This is a genomic window from Tabrizicola sp. (genome assembly GCF_041919135.1).
Lineage (GTDB): Bacteria > Pseudomonadota > Alphaproteobacteria > Rhodobacterales > Rhodobacteraceae > Tabrizicola.
The window spans coordinates 26,292-40,657 of the sequence record NZ_JAYRUJ010000003.1; the positions used below are offsets into that span (position 1 = coordinate 26,292).

14 protein-coding genes are annotated in these 14,366 nt (G+C 69.1%); 2 read left to right on the forward strand and 12 right to left on the reverse strand.

Going from position 1 to position 14,366, the window contains the following annotated elements:
* Positions 1-27 precede the first annotated feature (27 nt).
* The 9 genes from ACE3UA_RS03195 to coxB all read right to left on the reverse strand — a co-directional run bounded on the left by ACE3UA_RS03195 (position 28) and on the right by coxB (position 7,760).
* Positions 28-612 (reverse strand): GNAT family N-acetyltransferase, encoded by a 585-nt coding sequence (locus tag ACE3UA_RS03195; RefSeq protein WP_374642441.1) that lies wholly within the window; start codon positions 610-612, stop codon positions 28-30.
* The gene (locus ACE3UA_RS03200; protein WP_374642443.1) at positions 612-1,871 is read right to left on the reverse strand and encodes a M16 family metallopeptidase; all 1,260 of its coding nucleotides are present in this window, start codon (positions 1,869-1,871) and stop codon (positions 612-614) included. Before ACE3UA_RS03200 ends, ACE3UA_RS03195 begins: the two co-directional genes overlap by 1 nt.
* A gap of 151 nt (positions 1,872-2,022) precedes the next feature.
* Positions 2,023-3,411: a threonine synthase gene (thrC, locus tag ACE3UA_RS03205; protein WP_374642445.1), complete on the reverse strand. Its 1,389-nt coding sequence runs from the start codon at positions 3,409-3,411 to the stop codon at positions 2,023-2,025.
* A gap of 10 nt (positions 3,412-3,421) precedes the next feature.
* On the reverse strand, positions 3,422-4,090 hold the full coding sequence (locus ACE3UA_RS03210) for an SURF1 family protein (RefSeq protein WP_374642447.1): 669 nt from the start codon (positions 4,088-4,090) through the stop codon (positions 3,422-3,424).
* A gap of 65 nt (positions 4,091-4,155) precedes the next feature.
* On the reverse strand, positions 4,156-5,004 hold the full coding sequence (locus tag ACE3UA_RS03215; protein ID WP_374642449.1) for a cytochrome c oxidase subunit 3: 849 nt from the start codon (positions 5,002-5,004) through the stop codon (positions 4,156-4,158).
* Between the two features lie 26 nt (positions 5,005-5,030).
* The gene (locus ACE3UA_RS03220) at positions 5,031-5,624 is read right to left on the reverse strand and encodes a cytochrome c oxidase assembly protein (protein WP_374642451.1); all 594 of its coding nucleotides are present in this window, start codon (positions 5,622-5,624) and stop codon (positions 5,031-5,033) included.
* On the reverse strand, positions 5,621-5,833 hold the full coding sequence (locus ACE3UA_RS03225) for a hypothetical protein (RefSeq protein ID WP_374642453.1): 213 nt from the start codon (positions 5,831-5,833) through the stop codon (positions 5,621-5,623). The genes ACE3UA_RS03220 and ACE3UA_RS03225 overlap by 4 nt, the downstream gene beginning before the upstream one ends.
* On the reverse strand, positions 5,833-6,777 hold the full coding sequence (cyoE, locus tag ACE3UA_RS03230) for a heme o synthase (RefSeq protein WP_374642455.1): 945 nt from the start codon (positions 6,775-6,777) through the stop codon (positions 5,833-5,835). The genes ACE3UA_RS03225 and cyoE overlap by 1 nt, the downstream gene beginning before the upstream one ends.
* Before the next feature lie 71 nt (positions 6,778-6,848).
* Positions 6,849-7,760, reverse strand: coding sequence for a cytochrome c oxidase subunit II (gene coxB / locus ACE3UA_RS03235; RefSeq protein ID WP_374642457.1), 912 nt, complete (start codon positions 7,758-7,760; stop codon positions 6,849-6,851).
* A 260-nt stretch (positions 7,761-8,020) separates the two neighbouring features.
* Between coxB and tldD the strand changes: the two genes are divergently transcribed.
* Positions 8,021-9,442, forward strand: coding sequence for a metalloprotease TldD (gene tldD, locus ACE3UA_RS03240; RefSeq protein WP_374642459.1), 1,422 nt, complete (start codon positions 8,021-8,023; stop codon positions 9,440-9,442).
* Positions 9,443-9,631: 189 nt separating this feature from the next.
* On the opposite strand, the gene ACE3UA_RS03245 is transcribed toward tldD, so the two are convergent.
* Positions 9,632-11,929 carry a Tex family protein gene (locus ACE3UA_RS03245; RefSeq protein WP_374642461.1) on the reverse strand — a complete coding sequence of 766 codons (2,298 nt, stop codon included), beginning with the start codon at positions 11,927-11,929 and terminating at the stop codon, positions 9,632-9,634.
* 314 nt (positions 11,930-12,243) lie between these two features.
* Between ACE3UA_RS03245 and rnk the strand changes: the two genes are divergently transcribed.
* The gene (rnk, locus tag ACE3UA_RS03250; RefSeq protein WP_374642463.1) at positions 12,244-12,651 is read left to right on the forward strand and encodes a nucleoside diphosphate kinase regulator; all 408 of its coding nucleotides are present in this window, start codon (positions 12,244-12,246) and stop codon (positions 12,649-12,651) included.
* On the opposite strand, the gene ACE3UA_RS03255 is transcribed toward rnk, so the two are convergent.
* Both ACE3UA_RS03255 and ACE3UA_RS03260 read right to left on the reverse strand, forming a co-directional pair.
* Positions 12,648-13,319 carry a 5-formyltetrahydrofolate cyclo-ligase gene (locus ACE3UA_RS03255; RefSeq protein ID WP_374642465.1) on the reverse strand — a complete coding sequence of 224 codons (672 nt, stop codon included), beginning with the start codon at positions 13,317-13,319 and terminating at the stop codon, positions 12,648-12,650. The two genes, rnk and ACE3UA_RS03255, sit on opposite strands and share 4 nt — an antisense overlap.
* Positions 13,316-14,335 (reverse strand): NAD(P)H-dependent flavin oxidoreductase, encoded by a 1,020-nt coding sequence (locus tag ACE3UA_RS03260; RefSeq protein WP_374642467.1) that lies wholly within the window; start codon positions 14,333-14,335, stop codon positions 13,316-13,318. Before ACE3UA_RS03260 ends, ACE3UA_RS03255 begins: the two co-directional genes overlap by 4 nt.
* Positions 14,336-14,366: the final 31 nt, after the last annotated feature.

The window sequence follows — 14,366 nt, forward strand, 5'->3', positions numbered from 1 at the left end:
GGCTCCTTCCCGCGGCCCGGACCGGCCTCAGCCCACATCCGTCCGTCCGCGCCGGTCGCCGCGCAGGTTGGCGTAAAGCACATGGTTGCGCCAGCGGCCGTTGATCTGCAGATAGCTCTGCGCCACGCCCTCATACTTGAAGCCGCATTTCTCCAGCACCCCGCGCGAGGGCAGGTTCTCGGGCAGGCAGGCGGCCTCGATCCGGCTCAGGTCCATCCGGGTAAAGGCGTGATGCGTCAGCGCCAGGATCGCCTCGCGCATGTAACCCTGCCGCGCGAAGGCCCCGCCGATCCAGTAGCCATAGGTTCCGGTCTGCGCCGGGCCCCGGCGGATATTGTCCAGGGTCAGCGCGCCCAGCAATTGCTGGTCCTCGCGCCGGATCAAGAGCATCGGCAGCGCGGTGCCCTGCGCCTCGGCCCGCTGCGCCCAGTAGACCCGGTTGGTGAAGGCCCGCCGCGTCAGGTGATCGTTGGCCCAGACCGGCTCCCACCGGATCAGGAACTCGGCCGAGGCCTCGCGCAGCGCGGACCATTGCCGCCAGTCGCCATGTTCGGGCAGGCGCAGCGTCATGCGCTCGGTCTCGACCCGGACGCGGCGCTTCAGCCCCAGCATCAGGCGGCAAGCCCCTTCCGGATCGCCTCGATCCCCGGTGCCCCGGCAACCGGCCCGTAGACCGCCAGCGCCGAGCGCGCCCCGGTCAGCTCGGCGCCATAGGCGCGCACCAAAGCGGTATCCACCGCGTCGATCTTCGCCACCGCCTCCGTCACATCCGGCACCCGGCCCCAGATCGAGAGAAGCCGCGCATTGCGTTCCGCCCGGCTGGTCGGGCTTTCCAGCCCCATCAGCAGCCCCGCCCGAAGCTGCGCGCGCGCGCGCGCGACCTCGGCCTCGGTCATGTCCGCCGCCGCCCGCTTCAGCTCGTCCAGCGTCAGCTGCGTGAGTTCCCCGATCTCGGCCTCCGAGGTGCCGGCATAGATCGTCAGCTGCCCGGTATCCTCATAGGCCGCCGACTGGGCATGGATCGAATAGCACAGGCCCCGGTCCTCGCGGATCTTCTGGAACAGGCGGCTGGACATGCCGCCGCCCATCGCGGTCGCATAGACCTGCGCGGTATAGACCTTGTCGTCGCGGTAGCCCGGCCCCTCGAAGCTCAGCGCGAAATGCACCTGTTCCAGGTCCTTGACCTCGCGCCGCTCGCCGCCCTCGAAGCGCGCCGGTTCCAGCGCCGGCTTGCCCACCGGCTTCAACCCGCCGAAGATCCGCTCCGCCGCAGCCAGGATGGCGTCATGCTCCACGCCGCCCGCGGCCGAGAGGATCATCTGGTCCGGGCCGTAATGCCGGCCGGTGAACGCCTCGAAATCCGCCTTGCGGAAGGCCGAGACCCGCTCCTCCGGCCCCAGGATGGTGCGGCCGAAGCTCTGGCCGGGATAGCTCACCTCATGCAGCCAGTCGAAGATGATGTCGTCCGGCGTGTCCAGCGCCTGCCCGATCTCCTGCAGGATCACATGGCGCTCGGTCTCGATGTCGGCCTTGCGGAACAGCGGGTTCAGCACGATGTCCGCGATCACGTCCAGCGCCATCACCACGTCGCCCGAAAGCACCCGGGCGTAATAGGCCGTCATCTCGCGGCTGGTATAGGCGTTGATATAGCCGCCCACATCCTCGATTTCCTCGGCGATCCGCAACGCGCTGCGCCGTTTGGTGCCCTTGAAGGCCATGTGTTCAAGGAAATGCGCGATGCCGTTCTGCTCGGCCGTCTCGTGCCGCCCCCCGGCCTCGACCCAGAGGCCGACCGAGGCCGATTGCAGCCCCGGCATCGCCTCGGTGACGATGCGAAAGCCGTTGGGCAGCGTGTGGAGCTTCTGGGTCAAGATGCGGTCCAGTGGTTCTGTCGGATGGCCCGGTGATACAACCCCGGCGCGGCTTGGGAAAGGGGTGCGCCCGCATCCTTCCCCGACGCCCCCTCCTCGTGCGACTTCGTCTTCTCGTCGGAGAGCGGACCCGCAGCGAGGAGTGACGAAGTCATCGACGAGCGATCCTTTCGCGCACCAGCGCCTGCAGCGCGCCAAGATCGTTCGGCACCCGCGTCACCCGCTCGGGCCGGTCGAACAGGTCCGCCATATGCGGCGGCAGGCCCGGCCGCACGCCGGTCGCCCGTTCCACCGCATCGGGGAATTTCGCCGGATGCGCCGTCGCCAGCGTGATCATCGGCGCGCCGCCGACATGCTCCTCGGCCACCTTCACTCCCACCGCCGAATGCGGGCAGAGAAGCTCTCCGGTCGTCCGGTAATGCCGCGCGATCACCGCCAGGGTCTCGTCCTCGGAACAGCGGCCCGAGGCGAAGGTCCCCCGCAGCATCTCCAGCGCGCCCTGGCTGATGCGGAAGCCGCCCGCCTTCAGCTCGCCCATGAGCTGCCCCACCGCCGCGCCGTCGCGGCCATAGGCATCGAACAGCGCCCGCTCGAAGTTCGACGAGACCTGGATGTCCATCGACGGGCTGATCGAGGGCCGGACCCCATCCGTCCGGTATTCGCCCAGGCGCAGCGCCCGGTCCAGGATGTCGTTCTGGTTCGTCGCGATCACCAGCCGGTCGATCGGCAGCCCCATCCGCCGGGCGATATAGCCCGCGAAGATGTCGCCGAAGTTCCCCGTCGGCACGGTGAAGCTGACCGCCCGGTGCGGCGCCCCCAGCGCCGTGGCGGCGTAGAAGTAGTACACCACCTGCGCCAGCACCCGCGCCCAGTTGATGCTGTTCACCCCCGCCAGCCGCACCCCGTCGCGGAAGGCAAAGTCATTGAACATGTCCTTCACCCGCGCCTGCGCATCGTCGAAATCGCCGTCGATCGCCAGGGCATGGACATTCGCCTCGGCGGGCGTGGTCATCTGCCGCCGCTGCACCTCCGACACCCGGCCATGCGGGAACAGGATGAACACGTCCACATTGGCCAGGCCCCGGAACGCCTCCATCGCCGCCGAGCCGGTATCGCCAGAGGTCGCGCCGACGATGGTGATCCGCTCGCCACTCCGCGCCAGCGCCGCCTGCATCATCTGCCCGATCAGCTGCATGGCGAAGTCCTTGAAGGCCAGCGTCGGCCCGTGGAACAGTTCCAGCAGGAAATGGTTCGACCCCAGCTGCACCATCGGCGCGCGGGCGGCGTGGTGAAAGCCCTCATAGGCTTTCGCGATCAGCCCCCGGAATTCGTCATCGGTGAAGAACCCGCCCAGATAGGGCCGCATCACCTTGAACGCGACCTCCTCATAGGGCGCGCCCGCCAGCGCCGCGATCTCGGCAGCGGAGAACTCCGGCACGGTTTCGGGAACGTAAAGCCCGCCGTCCCGCGCAAGCCCGGTCATCATCGCCTCGCCGAAGCCAAGGACGGGAGCGGTGCCGCGAGTCGAGATGTAGCGCATGATCTTGCCTTCAGTCGTTCCGGCCCCTGATACGCCAGAGAAGGAACAGTGTCATCCCCGCCCAGCTGGCCGCAAGCAGGAACCATTGGATCGCATAGCCCCAATGGTCGTTGGGGATGCCCGAGGCATCGACCGGCAGCGGGGCGATCCCGTCGCCGGTGGGCTTACTGGCCACGATCAGCGTGGGCTCGGTCCCCAGCCGCGCGGCCATCGCGGCCACGTCGCGGGCAAACCACAGCCCGGTCTTTTCATCCGGCGGCGGGGTCGCGGCATTGGCGTCCTGCGGCCAGTGCAGGTTGCCCTCGACCCGGGCCTCGCCCGCGACCCTGGGCGCCGCGCGCCGGTCATCGGCGACAAAGCCGCGCTGCACCAGGATCCGGCGCCCGCCCGGCAGTGCGAAGGCCTCGATCACCAGCACGCCGGGGCTTGCCCCGGTCTGGCCCGCCAGGACCTCCAGATATTCGCCGGTGAACCGCCCCTCGGCGAACACCGCCTGGAACTTGTCGCGGCCTTCCTCGGGCACCTCGGGCAGGGGGATCGGGGCATTGTGGATCCGGGCCTCGATCTCGTCCAGATAGGCGCGCTTTTCCCGCATCCGCTCCAGTTGCCAGAAGCCGAGGCTCATCAGCACGGCAACCCCGGCGATGCCCATGAGGACGGGGAAGAAGTATCGGCGCATCGGTCATCCGGAAATGAAAGCGCAGGCCCGAAGGCCCGCGCGGGTTGGTGCTTCAGGGGAAGGGTTCAGCCCTGGCCCCAGACGTAGATCGCGGCGAACAGGAACAGCCAGACCACGTCGACGAAGTGCCAGTACCAGGCGGCGGCCTCGAAGCCGACATGCTGCTCGGGGGTGAAATGCCCCTTCAGCGCCCGGATCAGGCAGACGGTCAGGAAGATCGTCCCGATGATGACGTGGAAGCCGTGGAAGCCGGTCGCCATGAAGAACGAGGCGCCATAGATGTTCCCGGCAAAGCCGAAGGCCGCATGGCTGTATTCATAGGCCTGCAGGAGGGTGAAGACGAAGCCCAGCGCGATGGCCAGCGCCAGCCCGTTCACCAGGTCCTTGCGGTTGTTCTCATGCACCAGCGCATGGTGCGCCCAGGTCGCGGCGCAGCCCGACAGCAAAAGGATCAGCGTGTTGATGAAGGGCAGGTGCCAGGGGTCGAAGGTCTCGATCCCGGCGGGCGGCCAGGGGCCGTCGACGGCGGGCGACTGCGGCCCCATCGGGTAAAGCCGGTGCTTGAAGAAGGTCCAGAACCAGGCCGAGAAGAACATCACTTCCGACATGATGAACAGGATGAAGCCGTAGCGCAGGCCCAGGCGCACGACCGGGGTATGGTCGCCGGTCTGGCCCTCGTGCACGACTTCCGCCCACCAGGCGTACATGACGTAAAGCACCCCGGCGAGGCCGATCAGGAACAGCCAGTAGCCGCTGGCGAAATCGACGATTGTATAGCCGTCCTCCGAATTCGCGTCCGGCGTATGCATCCCCAGCACCGCGCCGAACAGCATCGCGAAAGCCGTGACAGCCCCCAGAAGCGGCCAGATCGATGGCGGCAGGACGTGGTAATCGTGGTTCTTTGCGTGAGCCATGGCCGGCGGTTCCCTCGTTTCTTTTCTCAGTTCACCGCAGCTGCGTTCTCTGCGGCGGAAGTGTCCAGCGCGGCCTGTTCGGCAGGCAGCGGGGTTTCGTGGAAGGTATAGCTCAGCACGATCTCGCGCACAAACTTCCCTTCGGGATCATCGACGATTTCGGGGTCGATGTAGAAGCTGACCGGCATCTGCACCGTCTCGCCGGGCTGCAGCACCTGCTGGGTGAAGCAGAAGCATTCGATCTTGGTGAAATAGCCCCCGGCGGCATAGGGAAAGACATTGAAGCTGGCCGTGCCCGCGACCACGCGGTCGGTCGGGTTGTGCGCCTCGTAGAAGGCAAGGCCGGTCTCGCCGATCCGGATCTGCATGAAGGGGGCGACGGGCCGGAAGGTCCAGGGCATCCCCTGCTCCAGCGAGGCGTCGAAGCGCACCTTGACCGTCTGTTCCAGGATCACGTCCGAGCCGGCCTCGGCGACCGAGGTCGTGCCGGCATAGCCGGTGACGCGGCAGAACCAGTCGTAGAACGGCACCGCCGCGAAGGAGAGCGAGGCCATGGTCACCACCAGGGCGACCAGTTTCGCCATCGTGCGGTTCGGGCCCTGCAGGCGCGGAAAGATCATGGCGCGGCCCCCGTCCCGGCCGGCGCCGCCGGTTGTTCCGCCGGGGCCGGGATCTGGCCCTGCAGCTTGGCGGGGGTCATCTCGCCCCGCGTCACCTTGACCACGGTCAGCGCGAAGACCAGCGCCACGAAGGCGGCCAGCGTCAGGCCAAGGCCCAGGTTGCGGCTGAAGCGGCGCTTGTGAAGCTCGTGCTGCGGCGGGAAGGCCATCACCAGCCTCCCAGCCCGTAGGGCTTCAGCAGCGCCTCCGCCAGGAAGGCGGCGAAATGCAGGAACAGATACAGCAGCGAGAAGCGGAAAAAGGCTTTCTCGGCCGCGTAGCCGTCCGCCACCGCCACGGCCTCGTCCCGCCGCCAGATGCGGATGGCGCCCAGCAGGAACCACAGGTTCAGCCCCAGCGCCACGGCCAGCGTCAGCGGCCCGCCGATCCCGGTCAGCGCGGCGCCCAGCGCGAACGGCGCCAGCAGGATCGTATAGACCAGGATATGCGCCCGTGTCGCCTTGCGGCCATGCGTGACCGTCAGCATCGGCACACCCGCCGTGTGGTAGTCCTCCTTCATGAACAGCGCCAGCGCCCAGAAATGCGGCGGGGTCCACATGAAGATCAGCGCGAACATCAGCACCGCCTCCAGCGAGACGGAGCCCGTCGCCGCGACCCAGCCGATCATCGGCGGGAAGGCCCCGGCCGCGCCGCCGATCACGATGTTCTGCGGGGTCGAGCGTTTCAGCCAGATCGAATAGACCACGGCATAGAAGAAGATGGTAAAGGCCAGAAGCCCCGCCGCGGCCATGTTGGTCGCCAGCCCCAGCATCACCACGCTGAAGCCCGAGAGCGCCAGCCCCAGCGCCAGCGCCTCGCCCGCCGGGATCCGCCCCGAGGGGATCGGCCGCCGCGCCGTGCGCTTCATCACCGCGTCGATGTCCGCGTCCCACCACATGTTCAACGCGCCCGAGGCCCCGCCGCCCAGCGCGATGAACAGGATCGCGGCGAAAGCCTCGACCGGGTGCAGCCCGACCGGGGCGACCAGCAGGCCGACCAGCGCGGTGAATACCACCAGCGACATGACGCGCGGCTTCAGCAATTCGACATAATCGCCGAACCCCGCCTCATGCGGGGTCTGGGTCGCGCCCTGATATGCTCCGATATCGCTCATTCCGGCTCCGTCTGCTGCAAGGGGGCCTGCCGCGGCAAACCCCCGTCAGATCGTTGCAGTCTGGCTGCGGCTCAGTCGTTCGCGGCGACCTGCACTTCGGCCGGGGTTTCCACCGCCGAAAGCTGCACGTCGCCGGTCTTGGCCTTCGCCAGCCACTCGGCATAGGCGGCCTCCGACACGACCTTCACCGTGATCGGCATATAGGCGTGCATCTGGCCGCAAAGTTCCGAGCACTGGCCGAAATAGATGCCCTCGCGGTCGGCCTTGAACCACAGCGCGGCGGTGCGGCCGGGAACCGCGTCCTGCATCACGCCGAAGGCCGGGACCTTCCAGGAATGGATCACGTCGGCGCCGGTCACCTGGACCACGACGACCTTGCCCACCGGGACGACGACCGCGGTGTCGGTGGCCAGCAGGAACTGCTCCTTGCTGTAGCCGGCCTCGACCAGCTGCGCCTCGACCTCGGGGGTCATCATGTTGGCGCCGCCGGTGGCGGGGGAGCCGATCATGTAGCTGTCGAAGCTCACGCCCTCGTCGACATATTCATAGTTCCAGTACCACTGGAAGCCGGTCGCCTTGATCGTGACCTCGCCCACCGGGATCTCCTGCTGCTTGAACAGGATCGGCAGCGAGAAGGCCCCGATGACGACCAGGATGACGACCGGGATCAGGGTCCATGCCACTTCCAGCGGCGAATTGTGGGTAAAGCGCGCCGGCGCCGGGTTCGCACGGCGGTTGTAGCGCAGGATCACGAACAGCAGCAGCGCGACGACCAGGATCACCACGGCGGTGATGATGTACAGGATCATGTCGTCCAGCCAGTGCAGATCGCGCGCACCCTCGGTCGCGGCGGGCTGGAACCCCATCAAGCCGTCCACCGGCTGCCCAACGATTTCAAGAGCTTGCTGCGCAAAGGCCGTTCCAGCCGCGAAAGCGGTGGTGCCAAGGGCTGCAATGCCGGTCATCACAGTGGAAAGGCGCATGTCTGTATCCCGTTCGCATGGCGGCCTGTCGCCGCCTTTTTTCGGGCCCTGCCTTTCCGGCAGAATCCCGCTGTTTCCTTTTGTCCTCAAACCATATTCGCCCGGCCGGGACAAGCAAAAGTGTCGCACCCCCCCCGGCCGGGCCCGCCGCGCAGGGCCGGGTCCCCGCGCCCCCCCGCTCCCCCCGCCGGGCTTTCCGCCTTGACCGGACCCGCGGCACGGCCCATCTCTGGCCCCTGCCCTTCCGCCAGAGGCCCGCGATGACCGACGCCCCCTTCCGCCCCTTCGACACCCACCTCGACGAGACCGCCGCCCTTGCCACCCTGCGCGCGGCGACCGCCGGGGCCGACGATGGCGAGCTTTTCCTCGAACGCCGCCGGGCCGAGACCATCGTCCTCGACGACGGGCGCATCCGGCAGGCGACCTATGACGCCTCCCAGGGCTTCGGCCTGCGCGCCGTGCGGGGCGAGGTCGCGGGCTACGCCCATTCCACCGAAATCTCCGAGACCGCGCTCCGCCGCGCCGCCCAGACCGCGCGCCTTGCCGTGGGCGCGGGCGGCGGCACGCTGGCCGATCCGCCGCGCGGCACCAACACCCGCCTCTACCGCCCCGACGACCCGATGGCCGACGCCAGCTTCCCGGTGAAGCTCGACCTTCTGCGCGAGATCGACGCCCATGCCCGCGCCCTCGACCCGCGCGTGGTGCAGGTCTCCGCCACCCTCTCGGCCTCGCTGCAAGAGGTCGAGATCCTGCGCCCCGAAGGCACCCGTCTTGCCGACATCCGCCCGATGGCCCGGCTGAACGTCTCGGTGATGATCGAGGAGAACGGCCGCCGCGAACAGGGCGGCATGGGCCGGGGCGGCCGCCATGGCCTGGCCGAACTCATGTCGCCCGAGACCTGGAAGCCGATGATCGCCGAGGCCCTGCGCATCGCCCGCGTGAACCTTGGCGCGGTCGAGGCCCCCGCCGGGGTGATGGATGTCGTCCTCGGCCCCGGCTGGCCCGGCATCCTTCTGCACGAGGCCATCGGCCACGGGCTGGAGGGCGACTTCAACCGCAAGGAAACCTCGGCCTTCGCCGGGCTGATGGGGCAACAGATCGCCTCGCGCGGCGTGACTGTCCTTGATGACGGCACAATCCCCGACCGCCGCGGCTCGATCTCCATCGACGACGAAGGCACGCCCTCGGGCCGGAACGTGCTGATCGAGGACGGGGTGCTGGTGGGCTACATGCAGGACCGCCAGAACGCGCGCCTGATGGGCGTCGCCCCCACCGGCAACGGACGGCGCGAAAGCTTTGCCCATATCCCGATGCCGCGGATGACCAACACCTACATGCTCGCAGGGAAGGACGACCCCGCCGGGATCGTGGCCAGCCTCCGGGACGGCATCTACGCCGTGGGCTTCGGCGGCGGGCAGGTCGACATCACCTCCGGCAAGTTCGTGTTCTCCTGCACCGAGGCCTACCGGGTGCGGAACGGCGTCGTGGGCGAGGCGGTGAAGGGCGCGACCCTGATCGGCGACGGAGCGACCGCGCTGAAAGGCATCCGCGCGATCGGCAACGACCTTCAGCTTGATCCCGGCATCGGCAACTGCGGCAAGGCCGGGCAATGGGTTCCGGTGGGGGTGGGCCAGCCGACGCTGCTGATCCAGGGCCTCACGGTCGGCGGCGCGGCGGCCTGACACCGGGCGCAACCCAAATTCCTTAAGCAAGGAATTTGCCGCCCAGCCGCACCCGATTCGCCCGCATGGTAAACGCAGCCCCCGCCCGCAGCCGGTCGGGACCAAAGCCAGACGCCTGCCATACACATGCCAGACGCCTGCCCCCTTCGCCTCTCGCCGATTTAACCCGGCGCCCGCAAGGACTTGCCCCTACCTCCCGAACTTCCCCTTCAGCGCATCGGCAAAGGCATTCCCCCCACCCTGCCCCCCCGCCTGCATCGGCCCCCTGACCGGCTTTGCCGCAGGCCCCCGCTCCCTTGCCTGATCCCGCGCCGAAGCGCCGCCGTCCGATTTCATCGTCAGCCCGATCCGCTTGCGGGGCACATCGACCTCCACCACCCGGACCTTGACCACATCCCCGGCCTTCACCACCGCATGGGGATCCTTGACGAAGCTGTCGGACAGCTGGCTCACATGCACCAGCCCGTCCTGATGCACGCCGATATCGACGAAGGCGCCGAAGGCCGCGACGTTGGTCACCGTGCCCTCCAGCACCATGCCGGGACGCAGGTCGGTGATCTCCTCCACCCCCTCGGTAAAGGTCGCGGTCTTGAAGCTGGGACGGGGGTCGCGGCCCGGTTTCTCCAACTCCGACAGGATGTCCCTGACCGTCGGCAACCCGAAGCGGTCATCGACGAAGGCCGCCGGATTCAGCTTCTTCAGCGCCGCCCCGTCGCCCATCAGGCCGCGGATGTCCCGCCCGCAGGCCGCGACGATTTTGCGTGCCACATCATAGGCTTCCGGGTGGACGCTGGAGGCATCCAGCGGCTCTTTCCCCCCGGTGATCCGCAGGAACCCCGCCGCCTGCTCAAAGGCCTTCGGGCCCAGCCGCGCGACCTTCAGCAATTCCTTCCGCGTCGCGAACGGCCCGTTGGCATCGCGATGCGCCACGATGGCCTCGGCCAGCCCCGGCCCCACGCCGGACACCCGCGCCAAGAGCGGGGCCGAGGCCGTGTTCAGGTCCACCCCCACCCCGTTCACCGCATCCTCGACCACCGCGTCCAGCGATTTCGCCAGCCGGTGCTGGTCCACATCATGCTGATACTGGCCGACCCCGATCGCCTTCGGTTCGATCTTCACCAGTTCGGCCAGCGGATCCTGCAAGCGCCGTGCAATCGACACCGCGCCGCGCAGCGAGACATCCAGTTCTGGAAACTCCCGCGCCGCCAACTCGCTGGCCGAATAGACCGAGGCCCCGGCCTCCGAAACCACCACCTTCACCGGCTTCTCCGCGGCCGAGGGCAAGAGCGCCAGAAGCTCCGCCACCAGCTTTTCCGTCTCCCGGCTGGCCGTGCCGTTGCCGATGGCGATCAGCTTCACCCCATGCTGCCCGATCAGCCGGGCGATGGCCACCTGCGCGCCCTTCAGGTCCATCCTGGGCTGGAACGGATAGACCGTATCCGTCGCCACCAGCTTGCCCGTCGCATCGACCACGGCGACCTTGACGCCGGTGCGGATGCCGGGGTCCAGCCCCATCGTGGCCTTGCCCCCGGCGGGGGCCGCCAGCAGCAAGTCCTTGAGGTTGCGCGCGAAAACCCGGATCGCCTCGGCCTCGGCCGCCTCGCGCAGCTCGGCCATCAGGTCCAGCGTCAGCGAGGTCTTCAGCTTCACCCGCCAGGCCCAGGCCGCCGCCTCGCGCAGCCATTTGTCGCCCGGCCCCTGCCCCGCGGCCCCCACCGCCGCGCCGCAGGCGCGCTCGGAGGGGCTTTCGCCGCGCGGGGCCTCGGCGTCGATCTCCAGGTCCAGGGTCAGCACCTCCTCGTTCCGGCCGCGGAACATCGCCAGCGCCCGGTGGCTGGGCACCCGGCTGAACTCCTCGGTATGGGCGAAATAGTCCGCGAACTTGGCCCCCGCCGCCTCCTTGCCCGCCACCACCTTCGCCGCCAGCTTCCCCGCCTTGCGCATGTGGTCGCGCAACCGACCCAGCAGCGCGGCATCCTCGGCCAGCCCCTCGGCCAGGATGTCGCGCGCGCCCTCCAGCGCGGCCTTGGCATCCGGGAACCCTTCCGTGAGGTAGCCCGCCGCCAGCGCCGCCGGCTCTGCCGACCGATCCGCGACGATCGCGTCGTAAAGCCCCTGCAACCCCGCCTCGCGGGCGATCATCGCCTTGGTGCGGCGCTTGGGCTTGTAGGGCAGGTAGATGTCCTCCAGCTCGGCCTTGGTCGCCGCCCCGGCGATGGATTTCGCCAGCGCATCGGTCATCTTGCCCTGCTCGGTGATCGAGCCGACGATCGCCGCCCGCCGCGCCTCCAGCTCGCGCAGATAGCCCAGCCGCTCCTCCAGCTTGCGCAGCTGGGTATCGTCGAGGCCGCCCGTCACCTCTTTGCGGTAGCGGGCGACGAAGGGCACCGTCGCGCCGCCGTCCAGAAGCTCGACCGCCGCGCCGACCTGCTGGGGCGTGGCCCCGATCTCGGCGGCGATCAGGCGGGGGATCTGGGTCAGGCTCATGCGAATCCTCGTCAGTTGGGGCGGGCAGACTAACCAAGGCGGGGGTCGAGGTGAAGGCGGGTCCGCCGCCGGGGTGCCAGCGCAATTCGCGTGATGCGGCATGGACTTCGGCGCGGCAATGCCTATCTTGTCGAAATGATCAGCTGTTTTCCCCTGCGCAGGACCCGGCCCTTTGCCGGATTTCCGCAAGGTCGCGCCCGACCCCGGGCGGCGACGCGGTTGCGCTGATCCGCCGTCCGGGGCACGCGTCCCTTTCCCCCTTCCTGTCAGTTCCGGTGCCGCAAGACGGCCGATCGCACCCAAGGAGTCCCGCCATGTCCAGAACCACCCGCCCGCAGATCGTCATCGCCCAGGAAACCCTCGACCACCTGGAGAAGCTGGTCGAGGGTGCGGCCGCCCGGATGCCGGCCCTGGCCGAGCGGCTGCTGGAGGAACTGTCGCGCGCGCGCATCGTTCCGGCGGCGAAGATGCCCGCCGATGTGGCGGGGATCGGCAGCTCGGTCACCTGGCGCGACGAGAGCACCGGGCAGGAGCAATCGGCGACCCTGGTCTGGCCCGAGGCGGCCGACATCGGCGCCGGCCGCGTCTCGGTGCTGACTCCGATCGGCGTGGCGCTGTTGGGACTGAAGGCCGGGGCGCGCTTTCCCTGGGAGACCCGCACCGGCGAGCAGCGCGAGCTGACGGTTCTGTCGGTCCAGCCGCCCGCGCCGGTCTCGGCCTAAGGGGCGACCGGGCCCGCCTCGGTCAGGATCGCGTCCAGCCGGATGTCGTGCGGCTGGGGATAGATCGTCGCCAGCCGCGCCGACTGGAAGCCGATGCCGATGGTGAAGGGCCGGGGCGACAGGCTGGCCAGGGTGCGGTCGAAATAGCCGCCGCCATAGCCCAGCCGGTAGCAATCCCCGGTCCAGCCGACCACCGGCGCGAGAGAAATCTCGGGCGTGACCACGGGGGCATCGGGCGGCGGCACCGGAATGTTCCAGTCGCCGCGCACCATCCGGGTATCGGGCGTCCAGCGCCGGAAGACCAGGGGAGAGGCCTTCACCTCGACCAGCGGCAGGGCGACCAGGGCCCCGGCCTCGTGCAGTTCGGCCAGGAGCGGGCGCAGGTCGGGCTCGCCCTTGATCGGCCAGTAGCCCGAGAAGACGCGGCCGCGCATCTCGCCGAAATGGCCATGCAGGAAGCGGAGAAGATGGGCGGCGATGGCGGTGCCGATCTCCTGCCGCGCGGCCACCGGCAGCGCGTCGCGCTCGGCCCGCAGGCGCGCCCGCTCGGCCTTGCGCCAGCGCGCGACATCGCGGGCCTGTTCGGGATCGACGGCCAGCGGGTCGAAATAGGTCGGGTCCACCTTGGCGGCCATGCAGGGCGGCGAGGCATAGGTCTTTGCGGTCATCGTCCTTCCTCCAGCGCGGCCAGGCAGGCCTCGGCCTCGGCCACCATCCGGTTCAGCCTTTCGGCCGCCGGGATCACCTCGCGGATCGCGCCCGCGCCCTGGCCGGCGTAAAGCGCCATCTCCTCCAGCGCGCCGGTGGTGTGGCGCATCGGCGAATCGGTGCTGTAGCGCAGAAGCGGCTGGCCGGCGTCATGCGCGATCACCTCGCGCGGGAGCCTGGCCGGATCGTGGCCCAGCAGCCGGTCGCCCAGCCCTTCGGTGATGACGTTGCCGATCACCCGCACGGCGGCCCCTTTGGGCCAGTTCAGCACGAAGACATCGGTCAGCACCGTATCCCCGCCGCTGGCGGCGACGACGCGGTCCTTGTGGTAGTCATGCGCGAAGGCCTCGGTCGTGGCAAGGAAGGCGGTGCCGCAATGCACCCCCTGCGCGCCCAGCGCAAGGGCAGCCGCAAGGCCGCGCCCGGTGCCGATCCCGCCCGAGACGACCACCGGCACGCGCGCTGTCTGCAGCACCTCCTCGGCCAGGGCAAAGGCCCCGATCCGGCCGTGGACATGACCGCCGGCCTCGATCCCCTGGGTGATCAGCACATCAGCCCCGGCATCCTGCGCCTGCTGCGCGGCCTCGGCCGTGCCGACCTGATGCAGGACCAGGCAGCCCTCGCGCTTCACCAGGGCCACCGTCTCGGGCACCACGTCCCAGAAGAAGGCGAAGGCACGCACCCCCAGATCCAGACAGCGCGTGATCTGCCGGTCAAGCAGCGCGGGGTCGGTGGCCGAGGGGATCACATTCACCGCGAAGGGCTGGTTCGTCGCGGCGCGCAGCGCCCGGACCTCGGCCTCGATCAGCTCGGGGCTTTCGCGCACCATCCCCAGCATGGCATAGCCCCCGGCATTGGCCACCGCCGCCGCCAGTTCCCAGCGGGCGACGCCGCCCATCCCGGCCAGAAGGATCGGGACCTCGCATCCCAGAAGATCGCACAGCGGCCTGTGCAGCCGCCCGGTCGTGTTCGCCATCGCTCCCCCCTCCTGATGCCGGCAAGCGACC

Excerpts from the sequence above, each read along its gene's own strand:
- coxB (WP_374642457.1), bottom strand. The coding sequence starts at position 7,760 with ATGCGCCTTTCCACTGTGATGACCGGCATTGCAGCCCTTGGCACCACC.
- rnk (WP_374642463.1), top strand. The coding sequence starts at position 12,244 with ATGTCCAGAACCACCCGCCCGCAGATCGTCATCGCCCAGGAAACCCTC.
- ACE3UA_RS03245 (WP_374642461.1), bottom strand. The coding sequence starts at position 11,929 with ATGAGCCTGACCCAGATCCCCCGCCTGATCGCCGCCGAGATCGGGGCC.
- cyoE (WP_374642455.1), bottom strand. The coding sequence starts at position 6,777 with ATGAGCGATATCGGAGCATATCAGGGCGCGACCCAGACCCCGCATGAG.
- ACE3UA_RS03220 (WP_374642451.1), bottom strand. The coding sequence starts at position 5,624 with ATGATCTTTCCGCGCCTGCAGGGCCCGAACCGCACGATGGCGAAACTG.
- ACE3UA_RS03195 (WP_374642441.1), bottom strand. The coding sequence starts at position 612 with ATGCTGGGGCTGAAGCGCCGCGTCCGGGTCGAGACCGAGCGCATGACG.
- ACE3UA_RS03225 (WP_374642453.1), bottom strand. The coding sequence starts at position 5,833 with ATGGCCTTCCCGCCGCAGCACGAGCTTCACAAGCGCCGCTTCAGCCGC.
- ACE3UA_RS03260 (WP_374642467.1), bottom strand. The coding sequence starts at position 14,335 with ATGGCGAACACGACCGGGCGGCTGCACAGGCCGCTGTGCGATCTTCTG.
- thrC (WP_374642445.1), bottom strand. The coding sequence starts at position 3,411 with ATGCGCTACATCTCGACTCGCGGCACCGCTCCCGTCCTTGGCTTCGGC.
- ACE3UA_RS03210 (WP_374642447.1), bottom strand. The coding sequence starts at position 4,090 with ATGCGCCGATACTTCTTCCCCGTCCTCATGGGCATCGCCGGGGTTGCC.
- tldD (WP_374642459.1), top strand. The coding sequence starts at position 8,021 with ATGACCGACGCCCCCTTCCGCCCCTTCGACACCCACCTCGACGAGACC.
- ACE3UA_RS03215 (WP_374642449.1), bottom strand. The coding sequence starts at position 5,004 with ATGGCTCACGCAAAGAACCACGATTACCACGTCCTGCCGCCATCGATC.
- ACE3UA_RS03255 (WP_374642465.1), bottom strand. The coding sequence starts at position 13,319 with ATGACCGCAAAGACCTATGCCTCGCCGCCCTGCATGGCCGCCAAGGTG.